The organism is Prochlorococcus marinus XMU1404 (assembly GCF_017696175.1).
GTDB lineage: Bacteria > Cyanobacteriota > Cyanobacteriia > PCC-6307 > Cyanobiaceae > Prochlorococcus_A > Prochlorococcus_A marinus_X.
In genome coordinates this window covers 151,880-177,830 of the sequence record NZ_JAAORE010000002.1, presented here as the reverse complement: position 1 = coordinate 177,830, position 25,951 = coordinate 151,880, and the positions used below count along the sequence as shown (strand labels likewise).

The following is a 25,951-nucleotide window of genomic DNA, read 5'->3' as shown; positions in this document are numbered from 1 at the left end:
TCAAAGTCTGCCAATTCAAAGAAATGAATGTTGCAATAGTAGGTGCTACTGGTTACGGCGGTATTCAAGCGGTAAATCTTTTAAAGAAAAATAAAAACTACAAAATTACATATTTAGGAGGTAATAAAACATCTGGATCAAAGTGGAATGATAATTTCCCTTTTATTTATCTAGATAATGATCCTCTTATAGAGGAAATTTCAGTTGATAATATTTCAAAAAATTCAGATATTGCTTTGCTTTGCTTACCAAATGGCCTTTCTTCTACATTGACAAGAAAATTATTAGATAGAGGAGTTAAAGTTATTGATTTATCTGCTGATTACAGATATAAGTCCTTAGATCAATGGAAAAGAGTATATTCCAAAGAAGCTGCTATTTATAAAAGGAATGATGAAGATTTATGTAAAGAGGCAGTCTACGGTCTTCCTGAAATAAACAAAGAAGCGATTTCAAAAGGTAGATTAATTGCATGTCCAGGATGTTATCCAACATCTGCTCTTATTCCACTAGCTCCTTATCTTTCGCAAGGAATTATTGAAAATGATGGAATAGTGATTGATTCTAAAAGCGGAACTTCTGGAGGTGGTCGAGAACCTAACCAAAAGTTACTCTTATCAGAATGTGGAGAAGGTCTATCAGCATATGGATTGATAAACCATAGACATACCTCAGAGATCGAGCAAGTAGCATCTTTAATTTCTGGAAATAAAATAGAACTGCTTTTTACTCCTCATTTGGTTCCAATATCGAGAGGGATGCATTCCACTATATATGCAAGATTAAGAGATCCAGGATTAACTTCTGATGATTGTAGAATTCTTTTGGATAATTATTACAGAAATTTCAAAAATATTAAAGTATTAGCTATTGATACATTCCCATCTACAAAATGGGTTAAAAATACCAACCAAATTATCATTTCTGTTAAGGTTGACATTCGAAATGGAAAGATTATTATTTTATCTGTAATTGATAATTTGTTAAAAGGACAGACTGGGCAAGCAATTCAAAACTTAAATATTATGAGTGGATATTCAATGGATGATGGTCTTGAGTTAACTAATAATTTTCCATAAAATTACTTCTTATCAAAAAGCCAGCATTAGAGATAGAATGAGGCAAAATTTTATGTTCGAGGATATGTATTCTTTTGGAAAGTGATTCAATATCGTCATCATCTCTAATTGACAATGCAGCTTGCATTATCAAAGAGCCACTATCCACCTCCTCATCAACAAAATGTACTGAACAACCAGTTATTTTTGAACCATTTAATATAGAGTCGTTTATCGCAGAACCACCCTTATAAGCAGGAAGTAATGATGGGTGAATATTTATAATTTTATTCTTAAACTTATTTATAAAGAAGGGAGAGACAATTTTCATCCAGCCAGCCATTACAACAAGTTCAACTTCGCAACTATTTAAAGTATTTATAATTTCTAATTCAAACAGCTCTTTTTGCGAAAAGTCTTTGGCTCTTATTACTTTATAAGGTATTTCTGAATTTTTAGCTCTTTTTATACAACCTGCATCATCTTTGTTAGTTATAAGAACTTTTATATCTATATCTAATTCTCCTTTTTCAGAGAGATTAATTAACTCCTGAAAATTTGTTCCTTTACCAGAAGCAAGTACACCTATTTTTAATTTTGGTGAGAATTTTCTAAATTCAGATATCTCAGGCGAAATTATGTAATTAAAGGATTTATCCAATGGTTTTTTATTTTATCCAATGATAAATTCATATGAAATAAAAAAAACCCTCTACTTTAATTGTTTATATTCAAAAACATATTTATTTGAAGATAAAAATTTAAACAAATTTAAATGATTCAAATCTTTGTACTATTCATATAGATATAATTAAATATAAATATAAGGAAACAAATATATAAAATGAATGGAGATTTGAACTCTTGGGATAAATTTTGTAATTATCTTTGGTTTGATAAAAAATTAAATATTTGGTTAGACATAAGCAAAATTAATTTCACAAGTAATGATATAAAAAATTTAGAAGAGAAATTTATAAATGTTTTTTCATCAATAAAAGAATTAGAAAATGGTGCAATCTCAAATATTGATGAAAATAGACAAGTTGGACATTATTGGCTTAGAAATCCATCAATTTCTCCATCTTCCAAAATAGGCGAGGAAATTAGCGCAGATATTAATGAAATCTCTGAATTTGGAAAACAAATTTTAAATGGGGATATTAAGAATAAGAATAATCATAACTATACAGATGTTCTATGGATAGGAATTGGTGGAAGTGGTTTAGGCCCATTACTCATAACAGAGTCACTGCAGAAGTGCTCTAAAGGCTTAAATTTTTCTTATATAGATAATATTGATCCTTTTTTAATTAGTGAAAAGTTAGAAGAGTTATCTGAAAAATTATCCACAACATTATTCGTAGTAGTAAGCAAATCAGGTGGCACACCTGAACCTAGAATTGCTATGGAAATTATTAAAAGTCATTGCGAAAATAATTCTATTGAATGGAATTCAAATGCTATAGCTATAACAATGAAAGATAGTAAGTTATTTAAAAAAGCCACATCTGAAAGTTGGTTACAAATATTTAATTTACAAGATTGGGTTGGAGGGAGAACAAGTATTACAAGCTCTGTGGGATTACTACCATTAGCTCTTATTAATGAAAATATATTTGAATTTATTAGAGGTGCATCATTAATGGATGAAGCCACACGTACAAGTGATTTTATAAATAATCCCGCAGCATTATTATCATCTGCATGGTATTTAACCGGGGATGGCGTTGGAAGGAGAGATATGGTCGTATTACCTTATAGAGATAGGTTACAGGTATTTAGTAAATATCTCCAGCAATTAGTAATGGAATCATTAGGTAAGAAATTTAATAGGAATGGTGAAGTAGTTAATCAAGGTATTTCCGTTTTTGGTAATAAAGGATCTACAGATCAACATGCTTATGTTCAGCAACTTAGAGATGGAATTGATAATTTCTTTTGTATTTTTATTGAATTATTAGACTCTCCATCTACTAATATTTTTGAAGAAAAAGAGAATCCTAAAGAATATCTTTCTGGTTTTTTGCAAGGAACCAGATCAGCACTCTCTAGTGAAGACAGGCAAAGTATCACTATCACATTAGAAAAATTAAATTGTTTTTCACTAGGTGCCTTAATCGCTTTATTTGAGAGGGCGGTATCCTTCTACGCTGAATTAGTAAATATAAATGCATATGATCAACCCGGAGTTGAAGCTGGGAAGAAAGCAGCAGCAAATATTATTGAGTATCAACAAAAAGTAAGTAATTTATTAGACCAAGGAGGTGAATATTCTATAAATGACATAACATCATTATTTGATAATTCAGTGAGTGAACCTATATTTTTCATACTACGTGAAATGTGTTTCGGTAATGATGATTATTTAGTTAAGGGCGATTGGTCAAATCCAAATTCATTAGTTATTCAAAAAACAAATTCTTAAATAACAATATTCATAATTTTTCCTTTAACAATAATTATTTTTCTTATTTCCTTATCTTGAGTCCATTTTAAAATGTTAGGTCTTTTAAGAGACAATTCTTTAATTTGATCCTCATTCATTTCATTATTAATATTTACTTTGTCTCTAACTTTTCCATTCACTTGTATTACTAGTTCATATGAATCTTCTTTTAGTGCTTCGGCATTAAAAGTAGGCCATTTTTCTAAATGCACAGAATTTTTAAATCCTATAAGATGCCATATTTCTTCAGCAATATGAGGAGCAAATGGAGCCAACAAAATACAAAATGTTTTTAAAGCTTCTTTTTTAAGATTATTGTTTACCTCATTAATGGAATTTGATAATGAATTATAAAACTTCATTAGTTCTGAAATCGCAGTATTAAATTGGTTATTTAATATGTCATTTGAGATTTCTTTTATAGCTATATTAAGTGACTTTATTAAAGATTTTTCTTTGTCTGGATAGGTCTTACTTTTACTATTTATATCTTTTGCACAATTTATATAAAGCTTCCAAATCCTGCTTAAAAATCTAAATTGTCCTTCAACATCTGTATCTCCCCATTCCAAATCTTTTTCTGGTGGTGCTTTAAATAAGATAAACATTCTTGCTGTATCTGCTCCATATTTTTTAATTACTGATTCAGGATCTATTCCATTATATTTAGACTTTGACATCTTTTCGAAAAGAACTTCAAGTTTAGAATTGTCAATTGGATCTGTAGGATTTGATAGGTCAGTAATATCGGAAGGAGAAACATATTTACCCGTTTTATTGTTTTTATAGGCTGCGGCCTGAACCATTCCTTGAGTTAGTAGCTTTTTGAATGGTTCATCAATTTCAAATAGTTCATTATCTCGCAAGGCTTTAGTAAAAAATCTTGCATATAACAAATGCAATATGGCATGCTCCACTCCTCCTACATATTGATCTACAGGCAACCACTTATTTATTTCCATCTTTTCAAATGGCTTAGTTGAACATTTTGAAGATGGATATCTTAAAAAATACCAAGATGAGCACATGAATGTGTCCATAGTATCAGTTTCTTTTCTTGCAGCTATTCCACATTTTGGACATGTTGTATTTATCCAATTATTATTATCACCTAAAGCATTAATCTTGTTAGACGAGATTTCTATATCTTTTGGTAAGGAAACAGGTAATTCCGATTTCTTTAATGGAACAGATCCACATTTTTTGCAATTAACTATGGGTATCGGACATCCCCAATATCTTTGTCTAGATATTAACCAATCTCTTAGACGATATTGAACCTTATTTTCGGCCCATCCATTATTTACTCCCTCCTCTGAAATTTTTAATTTAGCAATAGTATTTTCTATACCATCGTATTGATTTGAATTAATAAGATATCCATTTTCCACATAAGGTTTATCAAGTTCTTTAGTTTGTACACTTTTATCATTTATTATTACCTGCTTAATATCAATATTATTTTTCTTAGCAAATTCAAAATCTCTTAGATCATGAGCAGGCACTCCCATAACAGCTCCTGTCCCGTATTCATCGAGAACATAACTTGCCACCCAAATAGGAATAGGTTCAGAATTAACTGGATTTATTGCTATTAAGCTGGTTTTTATTCCAATTTTTTCAAGTTCATTATTTTTATTATTTTTCAAATTTTGTTTAAGATGTTCTATATCTTTTATGGTTTCTTGATCAGAAATATTTTTAATTAATGCATGATTAACAGAAATTGCTAAATAAGTAACTCCAAATAAAGTATCTGGCCTTGTTGTAAATACAGTTATTTTTTCTTCTTGATTTGTATTGATATTGAAATTAATATTTGTACCAATTGACTTTCCAATCCAATTATCTTGCATTATTTTTACTCTTTCTGGCCAGTTATCTAATTTTTCTAAATCCTTTAATAACTCATCTGCATAATTAGTAATCCTTAAAAACCATTGTTTTAATAATTTTTTTTCAACTACTGCCCCAGATCTCCAAGATTTACCCTCCGAGTCAACTTGTTCATTTGCTAAGACAGTATTATCTATAGGATCCCAATTAACTTCTGATTCATTTTGATATACAAGACCTGCCTCGTATAATTCTAAAAATAGATATTGCGTCCAAATATAATAATTTTCATCACAAGTTGCAAATTCCCTTTCCCAATCAACTGATAGTCCCAAAAGCTTTAATTGTGACTTCATATGAGAAATATTTTTTTTAGTCCAGACGCTGGGACTAATTCCTCTTTCAATCGCTGCATTCTCAGCAGGCAAACCAAAAGCGTCCCAACCCATTGGATGCAAAACAGATTTGCCCTTAAACCTTTGGAACCGAGCTATTAAGTCTGTAATAACATAATTTCTAACATGTCCCATATGAAGATTACCTGAAGGATAGGGAAACATTGATAAAGCATAAAATTTATCACTATTCTCTGTTAATTCATCGGTTTTGTATAAATTGTTTTCTATCCATATTGATTGCCATTTTTTTTCTATTTCTGATGGATTATATAAATTATTATCAGCCTCATATTGTTTATCGGGAGAAATCACTTAATTTTTATTTGTTAAATTATTATTTTAATATCCATTGTATAAAATAGAAATAGATTGTTAAAAGGAATAATTTATAATTAAAATTTAAAATATATTATCTACAAATGAAAAATATAACTTTTGATAAATATCAAGGTAACGGAAATGATTTCGTTGTAATTGATTCTAGAGGAAATGATTTATATAAAAATTACAAGACACATAAACTTTTTGATATAAAAAAAATTTGCAACAGGCAATTTGGTATTGGAGCAGATGGAGTGATTTTTATAGAAGAACCTAATGAAGATAATTATGCAAAAATGATAATCTTTAATTCTGATGGTTCTGAAGCACAAATGTGTGGAAACGGAATTAGGTGTTTAGTTGAGTATCTACATGTAAATGATTCAATGAATAATAAAAATATAGAATATAAAATTGAGACTAAAGCAGGTTTAAAAATTGCAAAATACATAAAAGATGAAATTACAGTAAAAATGGGAGTTCCAATTTTAGATAGTCAAAATATTCCAACAACAATTGAAAAAAAAATCAATTCAATTCCTTCGCATAAATTTGTTGAGAAAAATTTTAATAATATAGGTTATGCCGTAGGAATGGGAAATCCTCATTTAATATTCTTTGTTCAAGACATAGAGTCAATTATTCTTTCCAGACTTGGGCCTATATTTGAAAAAAATGAATTATTTCCAGAAAAAACTAATGTTCATTTTTGTCAAATTTTAAATAGAGATAATATCAAAGTAAAAGTATGGGAAAGAGGTGCTGGAGCAACATTAGCCTGTGGAACAGGTGCCTGTGCTATTCATGTAGCAGCTTATAAATTAGGCCATTGTAATCCACAAACCATAGTAACTTTACCCGGAGGTAATCTCAAAATTGATTGGTCAAAAGACGATTGTGAAGTCATGATGACCGGTAATGCTAAAAAGGTTTTCTCAGGATCAATGTTAGTAAATTAATGGAAAAGAATTTTATCTATTTAGATAATGCATCCACAACTCCATTATCTGAGAATGTTCTGAATATAATAAATTCAACTTATAGGAATTATTGGCATAACCCATCATCCACATATGAGCTAGGGATAAAATGCTCTACATATCTCGAAAAAATTAGATCTAAAATTGCTTATATTTTTGAAGCAGAACCAGAGGATATAATTTTTACATCTGGTTCTTCGGAATCTACAAATATTGTATTTAATAATATTTATGAGAACTTTAAAAATGGTAAGGTTGTTATTTCTAATGTTGAACATCAAGCAACAACTATTTGTGCTAATAGACTAAGAAAACAAAATTGGGATATTTTCGAATGGAAGGTAAATAATGAAGGAATTTTAAATATTTCTAATATCGATAAAATTTTAACCAAGGAAACTAAGCTTGTATCAATTATTTGGGGACAAAGTGAAATTGGGACAATACAACCTGTTCAATTTATAGGTTCCAAATGTGAAGAATTAAATATAATGTTTCATTTAGATGGAACGCAAATATTAAGTAATGGAATATTCAGTTGGAAAGAACTTAAATGTGATTTTTTAAGTTTATCTGCTCATAAATTTGGAGGTCCAAAAGGCATCGGTATTCTTTTAACAAAAGAAAAGTCTAGACAAATTTTAAAAAATAAAGACATATCACTTACTCAGGAATTTTCAATTAGACAAGGTACACAAGCTTTGCCATTAATCGCTGGAATGTATGAATCATTAAAGAATATTAAAGGAAAAATAAAATTATATGATTACATAACTAAATTTCCTTCTAATAATATTAATAAATTAAAAAATTATTTTTTACTAAGGATTAAGGATAATAATCACATAAAGATTACGGGCAGCATTAACTACAGGCTTCCCAATCATATTTCGTTTCTATTATTAAATAAACTATCTGAGCCTATAAGGGCATATAAGATTGTTAATTTCATGTCAGAAAATAAAATAGCCATAAGTAGTGGAAGTGCTTGTTCAAGCTCATCTGGGAAACCTAGCTCTACACTTAAAAATATTGGTTTAAAAGATGATGAACTATATTCAAATATTCGTGTTACTTTAGGTTCAATAAACAATAAGTCAGAAATAGATAAATTTTTAGAACTTATTCAAATATGTATTGACAAATTTTAATGGAAACTAATTACAGACTACCTAAGGATTTAGATGAATCTCTTAAGAATATGGAGGATGCAATTATTCCAAGTTTATTAGATTCAAATAAAAGATTTACTATAGAATTTAATTTTGAAGGGTTAAAGTTTAACAGAATTGGAATAACTATCTACAAGATATTATCTAAAAATAATAATGTATTCATAACATTTGCTGATCAAGGTGCTGTTGCTTTGGCTCAAAGAGACTATCCAGATATCAAAGATAAAATATTTACTTTTAAATCATTTAATGAATCAAATAATATAAATAATTTTGATAGTGCAATGATATCGATACTACCTCAGCCATATGATTTCGATTCATTTGAACCCATGTCTAATAATTATAAAGGAACGCATTATTCATTAAATCCAAAATTTGAAGATGCCAATATTGGTATAGGAAGTGTTATTAGAGAGAGACGTAAAAACTTTGTCAAAACTTGGAATAATATTTATTTTCTTCAGCCTTTAAATAAAGCTGCTCTTATGCATATTTACCCAAATAACTGGTTGCTTTTCAAAGAAGAAAACAAAAAATATTTTTTTAAAAAAGAATTTGAAATTAAACCCGACAACGAATCTATTTTTGTAAATTTATAGATTGAAAGTGATAAAAAAAATTTATTCATTTTTCTTAATTGTTCTTGTATTAGTAACATCTCCTTTCTTAATAAGATATTTACTAGCAAATGAGAAAATAACTATTTTAAATAGTATTTATTTTAATTTCCCAGGAATAATTACTAAAAATAAAAAATGTCCTAGTTATGATGCTTTATTGAAACAAAAACTTGATGATTCCTTTAGTGTATCAATTATTAATAATAAAGGGGAAATAATTAGTTCCTATAATGATGAAGTTCCAAGGTTGCCAGCATCAAATCAAAAATTATTCTCATCAGCTTATGTTTTAAGTAAATATAAATTAAATAGTAATTTAAAAACTTCCTTATTAAAAAAAAATAAAAACAATTATTATTTGAAAGGTCAAGGTGATCCTGATCTGAATTATGAACATATAATCGAACTAATTTCAAATGTTAAGGAAAATAAAATTATTAACTTTAATATTGTAGAAATTGATTCAAAATTATATTGGCCTAATGGTTGGACAAATACAGATAAACTTTACGAATATGGATCTCCAATCACATCTCTTGCAATAGAAAGTAATCACAATAAATATGAAGATATTTATGCATTAAAAAATTTTATTAAAAACTATTTAAAAAATAAATTTCCAAATTCAAAAGTATATATAGATTTTTTTGATTCAGAAAAAACATTTTATTTAAAAGATATTTCAGAGGTAAATAAAATATATTCAACTCCAATTCTTTCATTATTAACTCTAACAAATTCTGAGAGCCATAATTTTACAGCAGAATCACTCTTTAAAAATGCCTCTAATACATGGAACGATAATGACTATATAAAATTGAAAAAATGGCTTGAAAATAAAGGCCTCCCAGTAACTAATACATACTTTGCAGATGCTAGTGGATTATCTAGAAAAAATAAAATTACAACAAAGTTAGTTGTATTATTTTTAGATAAAATGAGATATTCTAATGATTTTCAAGCTTATCAATCTTCACTTGCAATTATGGGAGTAAGAGGAACATTAGCTAAGAGATTTGTAAATAGTGAGTTATCTGGAAAGTTTTTTGGAAAAACTGGGACTCTTTCAAATGTCTTTGCATTATCTGGCTTTTTGTATAAAAATGAAAAGCCAATAATTGTAAGTATTATCCAAAATTCTAATAATATTGATAAAGAAAAAACTTTTAAATTATTAAATGATGTTTATCACTTGAAATCTTGTTAATAAAATATTATTTAAAATATTCTTTTAAATCTCTTTCAACAAAGGGAGGTACCATGTGATTAATTTCACCACCAAATTTTGCAACTTCTTTTACTAAAGAACTACTAAGAAAACTATAATTTGTATTTGTCGATAAAAATATAGTTTCAATATTATTATTAAGAGATTTATTCGTATGTGCAATCTGAAGTTCATACTCAAAATCACTCATTGCTCTTAATCCTCTAAGAATAAGATTAGCTTTTAGATCATTTGCACAATCTACAGTGAGTCCAGAATAAGAAATAACTTCGATATTAGATAAATGAGAAAGAGAATTTTTTATTTGTATTATTCTTCTTTGAAGATTAAATGTTGGTGTTTTAGAAGTATTTTCTAAAACAGCAACTACTAGATTGCCAAAAATTTTTTCAGCCCTTTCTATTAAATCAAGATGCCCGTTTGTTAAAGGATCAAATGTACCTGGATAAAGAATTTTCATGAATTTATTATGATCGAATAAGAAATTTAGTTAAAATAAGATTATTAGATAAATCAATTATGACATTAAATCTAGAAGCAAAAAAAATCTTATTAAGAAAAATACCTCACGGATTATTTATTTGTGGTGTTAGAGACGAAGATAAAAATGAAGTGAATGGATTTACTGCGAGTTGGGTGACTCAAGGTTCCTTCACGCCCCCATTAGTTGTAATGGCAGTTAGAGCAGAGGGTTCTAGTCATGAAATAATAAAGTCCACCAATAAGTTCTCATTAAATGTGCTCAAAAGTGATCAAAAGGATCTAGCAGCTGTTTTCTTTAAACCTCAAAAAGCATTAGGAGGTAGATTTGAATCTGTTGAATTTAATTTAGGTGAGCTTGGATTGCCTATTTTAGTTGATAGTGTGGGTGGAGTTGAATGTAATGTTGTTGGAAGTGTTATTCATGGAGACCATACCGTTTTTGTAGGAGAGGTTCAATCTGCTTATTTGAATAATAATGTTGACTCACTAAATTTATCTTCAACTGGCTGGAATTATGGAGGTTAATCATTCTAAATGAGTAATTCCTCTATCGAAACCATAGATAACAAATACAATTTTAAAATTGAATATAAATTAATTAATAATAAGGAATTATTAAAATCAAGATTATCCGAAATTCCAAAGTCATCTGGATGTTATCTTTTTAAGGATATAGATAGCAACCTACTTTATATTGGCAAATCTAAAAAACTACGCAGTAGAGTTAGTAGTTATTTCAATAATTATTCTGATTTAACTCCCCGATTAAGTTTGATGGTTCGTCAAATAACTGAAATAGAAATTATAGTTACAGATAGCGAATATGAAGCATTAAATTTAGAGTCAAATTTAATTAAAACAAACAAACCATACTTTAATATTCTTTTAAAGGATGATAAGAAATATCCATATCTTTGTATAACATGGAGTGAAAAATATCCTCGAATATTTATTACAAGAAGAAGAAGAAATAGAAATAATTTAGATAGATATTATGGACCTTATGTTGATGTCGGATTATTAAGGAGAACATTATTTACGATAAAAAAAATATTTCCACTTAGACAAAGACCGAGACCAGTCTATAAAGATAGAACTTGTTTGAATTATTCAATAGGAAGATGTCCAGGTGTTTGCCAAGAAGTTATATCATCTGAGGATTATAAAAAAATAATGAAACAAGTATCTATGATATTTCAGGGAAGAAATGATGACTTAGAAATATTTTTACAAAAAAAAATGCTTCAATTTTCAAATGATTTAGATTATGAGAATGCAGCAAAAATAAGGGACCAAATTTTAGGTTTAAAATTATTAACTGAATCGCAAAAAATATCAATACCAGATTCTTCAATTAATAGAGATATCTTTGGAATAGTTTCAGAAAAAAATATAGCTAGTATACAAATTTTCCAAATGAGATCTGGTAAGCTGATCGGGAGAATTGGTTATAGTCAAAAATTAAATAATGAAGATCAAAATCTTATTCTACAAAAGGTATTAGAAGAGCATTATATGAATGTTGAAGGAGTAGAAATACCATCAGAAATTCTTATTCAATATAACCTTCCAAAACAAGCAACCATAGAGGATTGGTTAACGGAGCTAAGAAAAAAGAAAGTAAAAATTTTAATCCCAAAAAGAAATAAAAAACATGAAACTGTAGAGATGGTTTTAAAAAATGCGAAATTAGAATTAGATAGAATATTAAATGGGATACAAGATAATGAATCATCAATTGAGGATCTTGCCCAAATACTTGAATTAAGCGAACAACCTAAAAGAATTGAAGGTTATGATATAAGCCATATTCAAGGTAGTGACCCTGTAGCATCACAAGTCGTTTTTATTGATGGGATTCCTTCTAAACAACATTATAGGAAATATAAAATTAAAGATCCAAACGTTTTTGTAGGACATAGTGATGATTTTGCTTCGATATATGAAGTAATACATAGAAGGTTTAGAAAATGGTCAAGATTTAAAAAAAGCGGAGGGGATTTTTCAATATTAAATGATAAAACAAATAGTAAATTAGAAAATGAACTTCTATCAGATTGGCCTGATTTAATAATGATTGACGGAGGTAAAGGGCAGTTAAATGCTGCTATTAAAGCATTAAAAGAATTAAATCTTGAAGAAGAAGTAACTATATGTTCATTGGCAAAAAAAAATGAAGAAATATTTATTCCAGGCTTTACTAAGTCTCTAGATACTGATGAAAATCAAAAAGGAGTTCTTCTATTAAGAAGGGTAAGAGATGAAGCACATAGATTTGCATTATCTTTTCATAGAGACAAAAGATCTAAGAGAATGAATAGATCACAATTGTCCCAAATCAGTGGATTAGGCCCATCAAGAATAAGAGAATTGCTCGTGCATTTTAAATCAATAGACGCGATAAGAATAGCTAGTAAAGAGGATTTATCAAAAGTTAAAGGACTTGGAAAAAATTCAGTAAATGATATATATGAATATTTTCACGAGTTATAAATATTAATTAATTTTTGAAAAATAGATTTCTTGATATCCTTAAATATAATTATTATTAAAATATATATTTATAAATTAATCTAGTAATTTGGCAGCTGAAGCATATCTCTGGTTTAAATCACTTCACATTATTGGTGTAATAGTTTGGTTTTCGGGACTTTTTTATTTAGTAAGACTTTTTATATATCATGAAGAATCTAAAAATATGGATAATGAATTAAAAATTGCCTTTAATAAACAATATACCTTGATGGAAAAAAGGCTGGCGAATATAATCACAACTCCTGGAATGATATTAGCTTTAAGTATGGCTATATGCATGGTTATTATGGAACCAGGTTGGTTAAGTGAGAAGTGGTTGCAAATTAAAATTTCTTTTGTTTTAGGATTAGTAATTTATCATTATTACTGTTACAAAATAATGTATTCATTACAAAATGGCACCTCAACGATTTCAGCAAAAAACCTTAGATTATTAAATGAATTGCCTACTTTATTATTATTTATAATTGTACTTTTAGTTATTTTTAAAAATAATTTTCCAACTAGTGTTGCTACATGGAGTGTAGTTGGACTAATTATTTTCATGTTGGCTTCAATACAATTATATGCAAAGATTAGAAAGAAAAATGAGAATTCATTAAGTAATGAATAGGGAAGACTTAATTAAATTAACTTCCAATATTAATAAATATAGTTGTCCTAAAAATATTAATTTTCACTGTCATACAAAATTTAGCGATGGAAGTCTAGAACCGTATGAACTTTTAGAACAAGCTTATAAAAATAACTTAAAATTTTTATCAATAACCGATCATCATACAATTAAAGCTCATGAATATATAAAAAAAAATAATATACTCAAAAATTATCCAAAAGATTCTTTTACATTAATTTCGGGAATAGAAATAAATTGTTTGATTCTAGGATGTTTAGTACATGTAATTGGATTGGGAATAGATATAAAAAGTAGATACCTAAATCCTTACATCCTTGGAGAATCTCCAATAGGTAATGATTTAAATATTAAATCAGTAATTAAAGCAATAAATTTAGCTGGTGGTTTATCATTTCTTGCTCATCCAGCGAGGTACAGGATTCCCTTTTATAAATTAATTCCAGAGGCCAAAATACAAGGTATTGATGGAATAGAGGTTTGGTACGATTATGAACTTAATGAAGTATGGAATCCTAGTTTATTTGTATGTTCAGAAATAGATAAATTAGCAGATAAATATTCAATGCTAAAAACATGCGGAACAGATAGCCATGGACTTTCACTATTAGGCAGATAAATCAGAATTCGTTTTTTTCAATTATTGATTCAGTATTAATAATTATGCTCTTTAAATTTTCAATGACATCAGAAGAACAATTATTCCACATTTTTCTATTGACAATTTCAAGAAATCTTTGTGCAATATCTCTTAAAGCCCATGGATTATTCTCTAGAAAGAAATTCCTAAGATCACGATCACATAACCATGATTTATAAACTTCCTCATAACACCAATCTGATACTACTTCAGTAGAAGCATCAAAAGCATATAAGTAATCTAGTGTCGCTGAAAATTCAAACGCTCCTTTATAACCATTATCCTTCATTCCATTTATCCATTTAGGGTTAAGGATTCTTGATATAACAACTTTATTAATTTCATCTTGTAATTTTGAAATTTTAGATAATCCAAATTTAGATAAATCACCATGATACATTTCGGGTAATTTACCGCTCAATTTTTTTACTGCAGAAGATAAACCACCCTGAAACTGATAATAGTCATCAGAATCTAAAATATCATGTTCCTTATTATCTTGGTTATGAATAACTAACTGCACATTTTTAAGAGCATTTTCTAATGATTTTTTATCCTCTATAGGTTCAAGATTATCACTATAAATCCACTTACTCCAATTAAGAAATGATTCTCCAAAATCGTCTATATTTTCCCAATTAGAATTTGAAATTAGTTCTTGTAGACCAGCTCCATATGAACCTGGCGCTGACCCAAATATACGATTAATTGGATCACCTTTTTTTAGTGCTCCAGCAAGAGGGTTAAATTTATCATTCTCATTAAGATTAGAAATTAGATTTATTGCTTTAGAAGTTAATTTAACTAACTGAGGAAATGCATCTCTAAACATCCCAGAAATCCTTAATGTAACATCTATTCTTGGCCTATCGAGAACAGATAAAGGGATGATTTCTAAGTCAATTACTCTTCTTGAGGGTCCATCCCAAATAGGTTGTACGCCTAATAAATATAATATTTGACAAATATCTTCTCCACCATTTCGCATGGTGGATGTTGCCCATACAGATATTGCTATATTTTTTAAATCTTCTCCATTTTCTTGTTTGTATAAATCAATTATTTGAGACGCAGATTTACAACCAACACTCCATGCTGATTCAGTTGGCAGTCCTCTCGCATCAACTGAAAAAAAATTTTTACCAGTTGGTAAAGCCTCAGTTTTACCTCTCGTAGGAGCTCCAGATGGACCACTTTTTACATATTTGCCATTTAATGAATTAATAAATGATAATTTTTCATTATATGAAGAATTAATGATTGGATTTAGGATTTCATTTTTTAATAATAAAAAATAATTATTATGTTTTTTATCATTTAAGAAAAAGTCTATTATTTTCTGATTTTTATATTTGTCTAAATTTTTTATATTGGTTTTCTTTTTGTAAAAAAACAAATATATTATATATTTTGCTTGTTGTTCCAAAAACTCAATAGCCATTCTAAAATTTAAAATTTTGTTGTTTGAAAAACTTAAAAATATTTTTTTATCCTTTTCAGTTAACTTTTGATCATAATTATTTGTCCAAGGATTCAAATCTAGTTTTAAATTTTTCGCTATATATTGAACAAGACCAATTCGATTGGCATTTGGTACTCTAGCAATACACAAGAATAAATTTATTTCATTAATATCATTCTGTCTATTACCAAATACATGCAAGCCTGTTCTAATTTGAGATTCTTTAATTTTGCAAAGAAAGGAATCAATTTCTTCTATTTTATTATTTTTATTTTTAAAAGTAATTTCAATAAAATCTTTTTTTATTAATTCAAAAATGGATTTTTCTATTATTTCAATACGATTAGAATTTAACAATTTTGATTCAAAATATTCTTCTAAATAATTTTCTAATATTGAATATTTTCCATATAATTCTGACCTATCCAAAGGAGGGGTTAAATGATCAATAATAGTGGCTGCAGTTCTTCTTTTAGCTTGGGAACCTTCTCCAGGATCATTTACGATAAAGGGATATATGTTAGGGATCGCTGGACAAATAATATTTGGAAAACATTTATTACTGAGACCTATAGATTTGCCCGGTAACCATTCAACAGTCCCATGTTTACCAATATGGCATATAGCATTTGCATTAAAAACTTTTTCAATCCAAAAATATTGTGCTAAATATCTATGGGGAGGTGGAAGATCAGGAGAATGAATATCTCTATCAGTGTAAGCGTCGTAACCTCGTTGAGGTTGAATCAATAATGTTATTTTTCCAAATCTAAGACCATTTATTGAGAAGCCTTCATTATCTAGATCGATCGCATCAGATGGTTTACCCCAACGTTTAACAATAATATTTTTTGGATCAAGTTCTAAATAATTCCAATATTTTAAATATTCACTAAGTGGTAAGTAATCTAATGGTTTATTATTTTGAGATTCAATATCATTAGTTCTAGTTTTTATAAGCTTTGACATTAATTCCGAAGAATCTTGAGGATAATCAAAAGATCCAAGGTCATAACCTTCTTCTTTTAACCAATTAAGAATATTTATTATTGAAGATGGTGTATTTAGACCAACTCCATTACCGATTCTTCCGTTCTTTACTGGATAATTACTTATTACTAAACAAATTCTTTTATCAAAATTATTAAGTTTTTGGAGCTTCACATAATTTGTTGCAAATTTTGAAATCCACTCAATTCCTACTTGATCAGCTTTGTAACTAGTTATTTCACTGTAAAGTGTATTTTTTTTTGAAATTATTTCTTTAAATGCAGAAGGACAGGTAGTAATTCTTCCATCAAATTCGGGAATAATTATTTGCATTAATAAATCAGATGAATTCAATCCAATTGATGAATTTAACCAAATTTTTTTTGATATATTAGAAGAAAGAAGTTGTAAAACTGGTATATTTAGAGAATTAAAAATATTTGTAGAATTTTCAATCAAATCATTATTTTTGATTTGAGATGAAGAAAATGAAGTTGTGGTAATTATTATTTTAATATCTTCTTTTTTAAATATTTCTATTAATTTCTTTTGAAGAATATGATCTTTTAGAGTTGAAATAAAAAATGTTTTAGGGGATAGTCCGCATTTTCTTAACTGCAAGTTAAGTTTTTCGTTTACTTCAATTTCATCAGCCAAAAAAAGCGATTTATAGGATATTATTCCTATCTTTTCTCCTTTTTCCATTTTCCAATCATACAAATAAGGATCTGCATAAAAAGAAATCTTCAAAAACTCTTCAGGAATTAATGTTTCATCTGTTTTTAGATAATTTAAACAATTAAGAAATTTTCTATAATTATCCAGTCCCCCAGATCTTAGTAATTTAGAAATATTTAATGCTACATCTTTATCTATACTACTTAATTCACATAAGGAAACTTCCTGATCTAGGGTACCTGATAGGATTAATAACTTCCTTTTTTTATCAACTGCTTGCCAATTTAAAAGTTGTTCAATTCCATAGTTCCATGTACCTTTATCTCCAAATAATCGTAGTACGACAACCTTTGCATAATTAATTGTTTTTAATAGATAATTATCTACTTGAGCTGAGGTATTTAAATTAGAAATTTCTAAAGCTCTAATATTATTTTTTAATGAGGCAAATTCTTTTTCTAACAATAAGTTCGACAAGAGATTTAAATCAGCTTTGACACTTGTTATAAAAATAAAATCTGCAGCTGGTTGCTCTATTAAGTCATCCTTATTCTTTTCATTTCCTGCTATATTTAATATCCTGTGCATTTTTATATATAAATAGGGTTTAGAATACGTAAGTAGGATAAAACAAGTTTACCTTAATTAAATAAATTGAATATGCATGAATTTCTTCCATACGCCTGGTTCGAAGGTAAATGTATTCCATTTAAAGAAGCAAAAATATCAATAGCTACTCATGCACTACATTATGGTACTGCTGCATTTGGAGGAATGCGAGCGATACCTAACCCTACAAATAAAGAAGAATTCCTTTTATTTAGAACTGATAAACACATAAAAAGGTTATCTCAAAGTGCAAAATTACTCTTAACTGATATTTCTGAAGAATATATATTTAAAGCCTTAGAGGAAGTTATAAAAAGAAATAAGCCAGAAAATCCTATCTATATAAGACCATTCGTATATACAAGCGATTTAGGTATAGCTCCAAGGTTACACAATATTGAAACAGATTTCTTTATTTATTGTATTGAATTAGGAGATTATCTATCCCCAGATGGTGTTTCTTGTAGAATGAGTAGTTGGACTAGGCAAGAAGATAGATCTCTCCCATTAAGAGGAAAAATAAGTGGAGCTTATATTACTAGTTCATTAGCTAAAACAGAAGCTAGTTTATCGGGTTTTGATGAAGCCTTGCTATTAAATTCAAGTGGTAAGGTAAGCGAAGCTAGTGGTATGAATTTATTTATTGTAAGAAATGGAGACTTAATCACTCCTGGTGTTGATCAAGATATACTTGAGGGGATTACTAGAGCTAGTGTAATTGAATTAGCAAAATCTTTTGGAATAAATGTAATTGAAAGGCCTGTTGATAAAACAGAATTATTAATAGCAGATGAAGTTTTTCTAACTGGTACAGCAGCAAAAATTACACCAGTTAAAAAAATTGAATCAAGTAAATTAAATGGTGAAAGACCAATAATGAATAAATTAAAAAGTAAGCTTATAGAAATAACAGAAGGTCGTTCTCAAGACTATGATAATTGGATAACAAGAATTTCTCTAAAATAAATTAATTTTTACCTAAAAATGGAATCTTTCAGAACCTATCTAAATAGAGATGAAAAGCCATTAATAATTTTTGACGGAGGTACTGGAACATCTTTTCAGAACTTAAATCTTACTGCAGACGACTTTGGAGGCAAAGAATTAGAGGGTTGTAATGAAAACCTTGTTTTATCCTCACCAAAGGTAGTCGAAAAGGTTCATAATTCATTCTTAGAAGCAGGTTGTCATGTTATAGAAACTAATACTTTTGGAGCCTCATCAATAGTTCTTGATGAATATGATATTGCGGATAAGGCATATGAGATAAATAAAAATGCTGCATTAATAGCAAAAAAGGCTGCTGCCAAATATGCATCAGTTGATAAGCCAAGGTTTGTTGCTGGCTCAATTGGACCAACTACTAAATTACCCACATTAGGACATATAGATTTTGATGAATTAAAGCAATCATATAAAGAACAAATATATGGTCTTACAGATGGAGGAGTTGATCTTCTTTTAATTGAGACTTGTCAAGATGTATTACAAATCAAATCTGCCTTATTAGCGTCTAAAGAAGTACTTGATAGTAAAAATATAGATATACCTATAATGGTATCGATAACAATGGAAACAACAGGTACAATGCTTGTTGGATCTGACATCGCCTCTGCATTAACAATATTAGAGCCATTTAATATAGATATCCTTGGACTGAATTGTGCAACTGGTCCAGAACAAATGAAAGAACATATTAAATATTTGTCTGAAAATTCTCCCTTCGCTATAAGCTGTATTCCCAATGCAGGACTACCTGAAAATATTGGTGGTGTAGCTCACTACAGATTAAAGCCAATAGAATTAAAGATGCAGTTAATGAATTTTATATATGACTTTAACGTTCAATTAATAGGTGGATGTTGCGGTACGACACCTGAACATATTAAATATCTTTCTTCAATAATCGATGAAATTATTTATAACGAAAGGTCTAACAAAAATGGTAATAACAATCAAAGTGGTTATATTCCTTCTGCATCATCAATATATAATTCTGTCCCTTACAAACAAGACAATTCTATCTTGATTGTTGGAGAAAGATTAAATGCAAGTGGATCTAAAAAGGTAAGGGAGTTATTAAATAACGACGATTGGGATGGACTAGTTTCAATTGCCAAGCAACAACAAAAAGAAAATGCACACGTTCTTGATGTGAATGTTGATTATGTGGGGAGAGACGGAGTGAAAGATATGAAGGAATTAACTTCAAGACTAGTTACAAATATAAATTTGCCATTAATGATTGACTCTACAGATGCTGACAAAATGGAAAGTGGATTAAAGTCAGCTGGTGGTAAATGTATTATAAATTCAACCAATTACGAAGACGGCAATGATAGGTTTGATCAAGTTCTAAATTTAGCCTTAGGATATGGTTCAGCTCTTGTTGTCGGAACTATTGATGAAGATGGAATGGCAAGGAATGCAGAAAAAAAATATAACATTGTTAAACGAGCGATTAATAGAACTAGAGAATGTGGCTTGTCAGATTATGAGCTATTTTTTGATCCATTAGCTCTGCCAATATCTACTGGGATAGAAGAAGATAGATTGAACGCTAAAGAAACAATTACTGCTATATCAAAAATTCGTGAAAAATTCCCAGATATTCATATCATACTGGGGATATCAAACATTAGTTTTGGTCTTTCACCATTATCAAGAATTAATCTAAATTCAATATTTCTAGATGAATGCATTAAAGCAGGATTGGATTCTGCTATCATCGCACCAAACAAAATCTTGCCATTATCAAAAGTTTCTGAAGAAACTAAAAAGCTTTGCTTAGATTTGATATATGACAAAAGAGAATTTGAAGATGATATTTGTATTTATGATCCACTAGTAGAGTTAACGAAGGCTTTTCAAGATTTATCTATTCAAGATTTCAAAAAAGCATCTTCAGAAAATAAAAACCTTACTCTGGAAGAAAGTCTAAAGAATCATATTATTGATGGAGAAAAAATAGGTTTAGAGGATCAATTAAATAAAGCGTTAAAAACATATAAACCTCTTGAAATAATTAATACCTTTTTACTAGATGGAATGAAAGTTGTAGGAGATTTATTTGGCTCTGGTCAAATGCAATTGCCATTTGTACTCCAATCCGCTGAAACAATGAAATTTGCAGTTTCAATTTTAGAACCATATATGGAAACTGTAGATGAAAGCATATCAAATGGAAAACTCTTAATTGCAACTGTTAAAGGCGATGTTCATGATATTGGAAAAAATTTGGTTGACATAATACTTACAAATAATGGTTATGACGTAATAAATCTTGGAATAAAGCAAGATGTATCAGCGATTATAGACGCACAAAAAAAGCACAATGCAGATTGCATTGCTATGAGCGGATTACTTGTTAAATCAACTGCTTTTATGAAAGATAATTTAGAGGCTTTTAACAATGAAAATATTAGTGTACCAGTAATATTAGGAGGAGCAGCCTTAACCCCAAAATTTGTAAATGAGGACTGCAGCAAAATTTATAAAGGGAAAATATTGTACGGAAAAGATGCGTTCACTGATCTTAAATTCATGAATGAATATATGGATAATAAAAAAAAGGGTAATTGGTCAAATACAGAGGGCTTCATTAACAATGAGGGTATAAATATTAATTTAGCTTCATCAAAATCCAACTCTCAAGCTTTTAAAAAATCAATATCCATACATACGGAGACTTCTAAATTAAATTTAAAAGAAAATTTTATAAGATCTACATTTATAAATGAAGAAAAACCAATTCAAGCCCCTTTCTTGGGGACGAAAGTCTTGAACGAAGTTGATATAGATTTAAATAAGTTAATTTTTTATTTAGATACAAAAGCTCTATTTAGCGGACAATGGCAAATAAAAAAAGGAAAAAACCAAAGCGTAGATGAATATAATAATTATTTGGATTCATATGCTAAACCATTGTTAGATAGATGGTTAGAGACAATTATAGAAAAAAAACTTATTACACCCAAAGCTGTTTATGGATATTTCAGATGCGGAAGAAAAGATAATAGTATTTTCTTATTTGATGATAAATTATTAAATAAAATTTCCCAATTTACTTTCCCAAGACAAAAATCTGGGAATAATTTATGCATAGCTGATTTTTATTGTGATTTAAAAAATGATAAACCGATAGATATATTTCCTATGCAGGCAGTAACGATGGGCGATATTGCTAGTGAATTTTCTCAAAAATTATTTAAAGAAGATAAATATAGCGATTATTTATTATTCCATGGACTTACAGTGCAATTAGCAGAAGCTCTAGCTGAGTATGTCCATGCATTAATTCGTATTGAATGTGGTTTTAGGACTGAAGAACCTGACAAAAATAGAGAAATACTAGCTCAAAAATATAGAGGAGCTAGATATTCTTTTGGTTATCCTGCATGTCCAAAAGTATCTGATTCAAACATACAATTATCATTGTTGGATGCAAAAAGAATAAACTTGACCATGGATGAATCTGAACAACTTCATCCAGAACAAAGTACTACAGCAATCATTTCACTACACTCAAAAGCTAAATATTTCAGCGCTTAAGCTAAATCTCTAGTTTTTTTCTAAATATTCAATAATTTCTTCCTGTAGTTCTTCCATCGTTTCATTATCACTCAGATCAAATCCCTCACCCGCCGCGTCCTGTGTTAACTCAAGATAATATGAAGCACCATCACTAGATAAAAATTCTAATGCGGAAGTTTCATCACTATCTTTAAAAGCTTCATAAAGAGCTTTAAATGCTATGTTTTCAGTAAAGTCCCAATCCATAATGAAAAAAACCTTATTAGAATTATTACCTCCTTACCCCCCATACTCGTCAACCTTTTTTAAAGAAATGTTGGTGTTTTATAATTATTAAAAAAATCTATGACTATAAATAATCAAGATCAGTTGAATGTCCTAGGAGAAAAAATGGAGGTTTGTAGTTGCGCACCTATGACAGGGTGGTTCAGAGATGGATTTTGCAACTATGACAAAAATGATGGAGGGAATCATTCCATATGTTGTGTAATGGATGATAATTTCCTGAAATATAGTAAATCACAAGGTAATGATTTAATAACTCCCATGCCTATTTATTCATTCCCAGGACTAAAGAATGGCGATCATTGGTGTATTTGTCTTGATAGATGGAAGCAAGCATTATTAGACGGTCTTGCACCAAAAGTCATAATAGAGTCAACGAATATTGTAGTCCTAGAATCAGTACCTCTGGAAAAATTGAAAGAATATCAATTTACTAAAAAGTAATTACAAATTTATTATTGTTTTTAAAATGAATATGATAATTTTTTTTAAATGAGTTTAGAAATATATTGGGAAAAAGCATTAGAGCAAACTCGATTATCAATTGATGATGGATCATTATATCCTCTCAAAACTGAAATTATTACAAGAGATTTATATAAAAAAGACGACTTCATAATCAGGAAACTCGATACTTCAAAATTTAATAAAAAAAAAATTTATGGTCCTAAGCAGAATCCATTTAGTCCTTGGGAAAAGATACTAGAAATTGATAAAATTGGCGATAATCATCAACTAATATTAAATAAGTACCCTGTACAAAAAGGTCATATTTTACTGATTACAAATGAATGGAAACCTCAAAATGGATGGTTAGATATTAAAGATTGGAGAGCGATCCAACAAGTTAATAAAGATACTAGTGGATTATGGTTTTTCAATAGTTCTCCAATTGCGGGTGCAAGTCAACCTCACAGACATTTTCAACTTCTGCGTAGATCTAGAGGTGAGATATCATGCCCTAGAGAAAAGTGGTTTTTAGAAATGAACTCATATCAAGATCTAAATAATAAGCTAGAAAAAAATATTATTGTATCCAAATTTAATTTTTTAGAAAATTCATCATCTCTTTTTGAATTTTATTTAGAATTATGCAAGAAATTAGGACTTGGGGACCCTATTAGTGATAAGAAACCCAAATATCCTTACAATATTTTAATAACTAATAAATGGATAGCTATTGTAAAGAGAAAAAATGATCATATTCATGGTTTCAGTGTTAACGGTTTAGGGTTTGCAGGTTATCTATTAGTAACTGAAAAATCAAATATTAATTATTTAAAGAAATTTGGCCCTGAAAAACTTCTAGAAAGTTTTGTTTAATACTAGTTAGTTACTTCAACTTCTTTATCCCTGCTTATTTGGCTTTCTAGAACTTCTATAGATGCTGTAACAGAAGCAATTTTACGTTCGAGTGAATCCTTAATATAGTTGAGCATTTCTAATTTCTTGTGTTGATAAAAACTCTTTTGTTCTTTAGATGACTTGAAATAACAATTAAACATTTTTTATTTTTATTATAAAAAGATACTTAATTGACTTGTGACATGAAAATAAATTGGTTTTAATTTAAAAACAATATTACTTATGGACTTTCAATTATTTTTGAATAAAATTAAAGAAATTCCTTACTATTCAAGAAAATATTATTGAATATTCCTGAAAATTCAAATACAAAAAGAATTTCAATTGATTTACCTGAAGAACTAATTTCCAGGTTTGATCAATTACGAAAAGAGTGGGGATTTAGAGCAAGAGGACCTGTAATAGAAAAGATACTTAAAGAACTTCTTCAAGAAGATGATTTACTACCTAAGAACCAACAGCAAGAAATAGACTTTAATAAGAAGAATAATGAAAATTCAAATATTGATGAAGATACAGCATTGGTATTAATTACATCAGACGTAAAAAAAGAAGATAATGAGATATCGTTGAAAAAAATATTTTCAAATAATAATCAATATAAAGAAAAAGCCAACTCAAACATAAGCCTTCCCAATTTTGTTGAAAAAAAAGTAAAGAATCTAAGAAGAAGTATTAATAGTGAAAAATTAAAGGAGAATATTAATGATATTCAAATTAATACAATTAAAGAAACTGAATTAATAAAATGTCGAATTGAGTTAATTAGTCATTGGAAAACCTTATATGGATCAGTTCCTAATGATCATGTAGTAGAAGCTTCGATGGATTGGTTTGGAAGTGATATATGGCCAAATCTTGATGGAACTGAAAATCTACCCTTTACGTGGAGTGCAGCCAATAAATTAATGTCTGAATTATGCCCATTTTGGATAAAGAAAAATCCATCCCTTGAAATTGTTTTATTAATGATTGGTGTTTTAGAAGACCCTTTTGCTACATCAGATCTAATTAATAGGATACCAACACTTATGAGAAGGTTTGTAAATAGATTTAAGCGAAATAACAGATCAAATTCATTTGAAACTTTGGACTCTACAATGACAGTACATGGAGCACTTAAATTATTGAATTTATCAACATCTGCAGGATCAGCTCATACTTTGCGTAAAATTAGAGAGGCATATAAATCAATAGCCTTAGAGACGCATCCAGATGCTGGAGGATCAACAGATCAAATGAGAAAATTAAATGAAGCTTATCAATTGCTAAAAAATCTTTATAGAAACTAGTATACTCATTCTTAAATAAGACTAGTTATAAGTCTATACACTAGTCTTATATAAGATAGCTATGAACTGAAAAATTGCAGATCTTCTTTAGTCATTTGTTATTCGAATTTTTGGAATCAATTATTATATATAATTGGAAATTAAAATAAAATTTACTTTTATAAATATAAAAATTTATTTGTATATACTTTCTTATATGAGTCTTATTATTAGTCTATTCTATAGTCTCATAATAGAAAAATAAGATAAAGTAAATTATCAATTTCAATTAATCATGCCCAAAATAGATTTAGCATGGAAAAATTAAAAACTGAATGATATATCAATAAATTATGTCCTTTAGATGTCCAAGAAAATAATAATGGTTAAAAAGTATT

Annotated in this window: 21 protein-coding genes; 15 read left to right on the top strand and 6 right to left on the bottom strand. The window is 28.6% G+C overall.

The window, feature by feature from the left end; genetic code table 11:
* The first annotated feature begins 23 nt into the window (after positions 1–23).
* The gene (argC, locus tag HA144_RS04580) at positions 24–1,079 is read left to right on the top strand and encodes an N-acetyl-gamma-glutamyl-phosphate reductase (protein WP_209042938.1); all 1,056 of its coding nucleotides are present in this window, start codon (positions 24–26) and stop codon (positions 1,077–1,079) included.
* Here the strand turns inward: argC and purN are convergent.
* Positions 1,063–1,719, bottom strand: a complete 657-nt coding sequence (gene purN, locus HA144_RS04575) for a phosphoribosylglycinamide formyltransferase (protein WP_209042937.1) — start codon at positions 1,717–1,719, stop codon at positions 1,063–1,065. The genes argC and purN overlap by 17 nt on opposite strands.
* A gap of 183 nt (positions 1,720–1,902) precedes the next feature.
* Between purN and HA144_RS04570 the strand changes: the two genes are divergently transcribed.
* Positions 1,903–3,486, top strand: coding sequence for a glucose-6-phosphate isomerase (locus HA144_RS04570; RefSeq protein WP_209042936.1), 1,584 nt, complete (start codon positions 1,903–1,905; stop codon positions 3,484–3,486).
* Here the strand turns inward: HA144_RS04570 and leuS are convergent.
* The gene (gene leuS, locus HA144_RS04565) at positions 3,483–6,053 is read right to left on the bottom strand and encodes a leucine--tRNA ligase (RefSeq protein ID WP_209042935.1); all 2,571 of its coding nucleotides are present in this window, start codon (positions 6,051–6,053) and stop codon (positions 3,483–3,485) included. The genes HA144_RS04570 and leuS overlap by 4 nt on opposite strands.
* A 107-nt stretch (positions 6,054–6,160) precedes the next feature.
* Between leuS and dapF the strand changes: the two genes are divergently transcribed.
* Genes dapF through HA144_RS04545 form a run of 4 tightly spaced genes read left to right on the top strand, consistent with a single transcriptional unit; the run spans position 6,161 to position 10,047 of the window.
* Positions 6,161–7,021, top strand: a complete 861-nt coding sequence (gene dapF / locus HA144_RS04560) for a diaminopimelate epimerase (RefSeq protein ID WP_209042934.1) — start codon at positions 6,161–6,163, stop codon at positions 7,019–7,021.
* Entirely contained in the window at positions 7,021–8,193 is a 1,173-nt protein-coding gene (locus HA144_RS04555; protein ID WP_209042933.1) for a cysteine desulfurase family protein, read from the top strand. Before dapF ends, HA144_RS04555 begins: the two co-directional genes overlap by 1 nt.
* Positions 8,193–8,819 (top strand): DUF1995 family protein, encoded by a 627-nt coding sequence (locus HA144_RS04550; RefSeq protein ID WP_209042932.1) that lies wholly within the window; start codon positions 8,193–8,195, stop codon positions 8,817–8,819. Before HA144_RS04555 ends, HA144_RS04550 begins: the two co-directional genes overlap by 1 nt.
* Positions 8,820–8,826: 7 nt before the next feature.
* Positions 8,827–10,047: a D-alanyl-D-alanine carboxypeptidase gene (locus tag HA144_RS04545; protein WP_209042931.1), complete on the top strand. Its 1,221-nt coding sequence runs from the start codon at positions 8,827–8,829 to the stop codon at positions 10,045–10,047.
* Between the two features lie 7 nt (positions 10,048–10,054).
* On the opposite strand, the gene coaD is transcribed toward HA144_RS04545, so the two are convergent.
* The gene (gene coaD, locus HA144_RS04540) at positions 10,055–10,528 is read right to left on the bottom strand and encodes a pantetheine-phosphate adenylyltransferase (RefSeq protein WP_209042930.1); all 474 of its coding nucleotides are present in this window, start codon (positions 10,526–10,528) and stop codon (positions 10,055–10,057) included.
* 59 nt (positions 10,529–10,587) lie between these two features.
* On the opposite strand from coaD, the gene HA144_RS04535 reads away from it, so the two are divergent.
* From HA144_RS04535 to HA144_RS04520, 4 genes are all read left to right on the top strand, one after another.
* Positions 10,588–11,076: a flavin reductase family protein gene (locus tag HA144_RS04535; protein ID WP_209042928.1), complete on the top strand. Its 489-nt coding sequence runs from the start codon at positions 10,588–10,590 to the stop codon at positions 11,074–11,076.
* A 9-nt stretch (positions 11,077–11,085) separates the two neighbouring features.
* Complete coding sequence (uvrC, locus tag HA144_RS04530) at positions 11,086–13,044, top strand: excinuclease ABC subunit UvrC (protein WP_209042926.1); 1,959 nt, start codon at positions 11,086–11,088, stop codon at positions 13,042–13,044.
* 88 nt (positions 13,045–13,132) lie between these two features.
* Positions 13,133–13,699, top strand: a complete 567-nt coding sequence (gene hemJ, locus HA144_RS04525) for a protoporphyrinogen oxidase HemJ (RefSeq protein WP_209042924.1) — start codon at positions 13,133–13,135, stop codon at positions 13,697–13,699.
* On the top strand, positions 13,692–14,339 hold the full coding sequence (locus HA144_RS04520; protein ID WP_209042922.1) for a PHP domain-containing protein: 648 nt from the start codon (positions 13,692–13,694) through the stop codon (positions 14,337–14,339). The genes hemJ and HA144_RS04520 overlap by 8 nt, the downstream gene beginning before the upstream one ends.
* Before the next feature lies 1 nt (position 14,340).
* Here HA144_RS04520 and cobN read toward each other — a convergent pair whose 3' ends face one another.
* Complete coding sequence (gene cobN, locus HA144_RS04515) at positions 14,341–18,078, bottom strand: cobaltochelatase subunit CobN (protein ID WP_209042920.1); 3,738 nt, start codon at positions 18,076–18,078, stop codon at positions 14,341–14,343.
* Between the two features lie 72 nt (positions 18,079–18,150).
* Between cobN and HA144_RS04510 the strand changes: the two genes are divergently transcribed.
* Together HA144_RS04510 and metH are read left to right on the top strand one after the other, a co-directional pair.
* Positions 18,151–19,065 (top strand): branched-chain amino acid transaminase, encoded by a 915-nt coding sequence (locus tag HA144_RS04510; protein ID WP_209042918.1) that lies wholly within the window; start codon positions 18,151–18,153, stop codon positions 19,063–19,065.
* A gap of 18 nt (positions 19,066–19,083) precedes the next feature.
* Positions 19,084–22,650: a methionine synthase gene (metH, locus tag HA144_RS04505; RefSeq protein ID WP_209042915.1), complete on the top strand. Its 3,567-nt coding sequence runs from the start codon at positions 19,084–19,086 to the stop codon at positions 22,648–22,650.
* A gap of 9 nt (positions 22,651–22,659) precedes the next feature.
* Here the strand turns inward: metH and HA144_RS04500 are convergent, their stop codons facing one another.
* A complete protein-coding gene (locus HA144_RS04500) occupies positions 22,660–22,878 on the bottom strand; it encodes a hypothetical protein (protein ID WP_209042913.1) in 219 nt (72 codons plus the stop codon).
* Between the two features lie 99 nt (positions 22,879–22,977).
* On the opposite strand from HA144_RS04500, the gene HA144_RS04495 reads away from it, so the two are divergent.
* Both HA144_RS04495 and HA144_RS04490 read left to right on the top strand, forming a co-directional pair.
* Positions 22,978–23,361, top strand: a complete 384-nt coding sequence (locus tag HA144_RS04495; protein ID WP_209042911.1) for a DUF2237 family protein — start codon at positions 22,978–22,980, stop codon at positions 23,359–23,361.
* Positions 23,362–23,409: 48 nt separating this feature from the next.
* On the top strand, positions 23,410–24,240 hold the full coding sequence (locus tag HA144_RS04490; protein ID WP_209042909.1) for a DUF4922 domain-containing protein: 831 nt from the start codon (positions 23,410–23,412) through the stop codon (positions 24,238–24,240).
* A 2-nt stretch (positions 24,241–24,242) separates the two neighbouring features.
* On the opposite strand, the gene HA144_RS04485 is transcribed toward HA144_RS04490, so the two are convergent.
* A complete protein-coding gene (locus HA144_RS04485) occupies positions 24,243–24,422 on the bottom strand; it encodes a hypothetical protein (RefSeq protein WP_209042907.1) in 180 nt (59 codons plus the stop codon).
* A gap of 144 nt (positions 24,423–24,566) precedes the next feature.
* Between HA144_RS04485 and HA144_RS04480 the strand changes: the two genes are divergently transcribed.
* Positions 24,567–25,574 (top strand): molecular chaperone DnaJ, encoded by a 1,008-nt coding sequence (locus HA144_RS04480; protein ID WP_209042905.1) that lies wholly within the window; start codon positions 24,567–24,569, stop codon positions 25,572–25,574.
* The last annotated feature ends 377 nt before the right edge of the window (positions 25,575–25,951 follow it).

Excerpts from the sequence above, each read along its gene's own strand:
- metH (WP_209042915.1), top strand. The coding sequence starts at position 19,084 with ATGGAATCTTTCAGAACCTATCTAAATAGAGATGAAAAGCCATTAATA.
- HA144_RS04495 (WP_209042911.1), top strand. The coding sequence starts at position 22,978 with ATGACTATAAATAATCAAGATCAGTTGAATGTCCTAGGAGAAAAAATG.
- HA144_RS04550 (WP_209042932.1), top strand. The coding sequence starts at position 8,193 with ATGGAAACTAATTACAGACTACCTAAGGATTTAGATGAATCTCTTAAG.
- HA144_RS04485 (WP_209042907.1), bottom strand. The coding sequence starts at position 24,422 with ATGTTTAATTGTTATTTCAAGTCATCTAAAGAACAAAAGAGTTTTTAT.
- HA144_RS04490 (WP_209042909.1), top strand. The coding sequence starts at position 23,410 with ATGAGTTTAGAAATATATTGGGAAAAAGCATTAGAGCAAACTCGATTA.
- uvrC (WP_209042926.1), top strand. The coding sequence starts at position 11,086 with ATGAGTAATTCCTCTATCGAAACCATAGATAACAAATACAATTTTAAA.
- coaD (WP_209042930.1), bottom strand. The coding sequence starts at position 10,528 with ATGAAAATTCTTTATCCAGGTACATTTGATCCTTTAACAAACGGGCAT.
- HA144_RS04535 (WP_209042928.1), top strand. The coding sequence starts at position 10,588 with ATGACATTAAATCTAGAAGCAAAAAAAATCTTATTAAGAAAAATACCT.
- dapF (WP_209042934.1), top strand. The coding sequence starts at position 6,161 with ATGAAAAATATAACTTTTGATAAATATCAAGGTAACGGAAATGATTTC.
- HA144_RS04555 (WP_209042933.1), top strand. The coding sequence starts at position 7,021 with ATGGAAAAGAATTTTATCTATTTAGATAATGCATCCACAACTCCATTA.
- HA144_RS04570 (WP_209042936.1), top strand. The coding sequence starts at position 1,903 with ATGAATGGAGATTTGAACTCTTGGGATAAATTTTGTAATTATCTTTGG.
- HA144_RS04500 (WP_209042913.1), bottom strand. The coding sequence starts at position 22,878 with ATGGATTGGGACTTTACTGAAAACATAGCATTTAAAGCTCTTTATGAA.
- HA144_RS04520 (WP_209042922.1), top strand. The coding sequence starts at position 13,692 with ATGAATAGGGAAGACTTAATTAAATTAACTTCCAATATTAATAAATAT.
- argC (WP_209042938.1), top strand. The coding sequence starts at position 24 with ATGAATGTTGCAATAGTAGGTGCTACTGGTTACGGCGGTATTCAAGCG.
- cobN (WP_209042920.1), bottom strand. The coding sequence starts at position 18,078 with ATGCACAGGATATTAAATATAGCAGGAAATGAAAAGAATAAGGATGAC.
- HA144_RS04510 (WP_209042918.1), top strand. The coding sequence starts at position 18,151 with ATGCATGAATTTCTTCCATACGCCTGGTTCGAAGGTAAATGTATTCCA.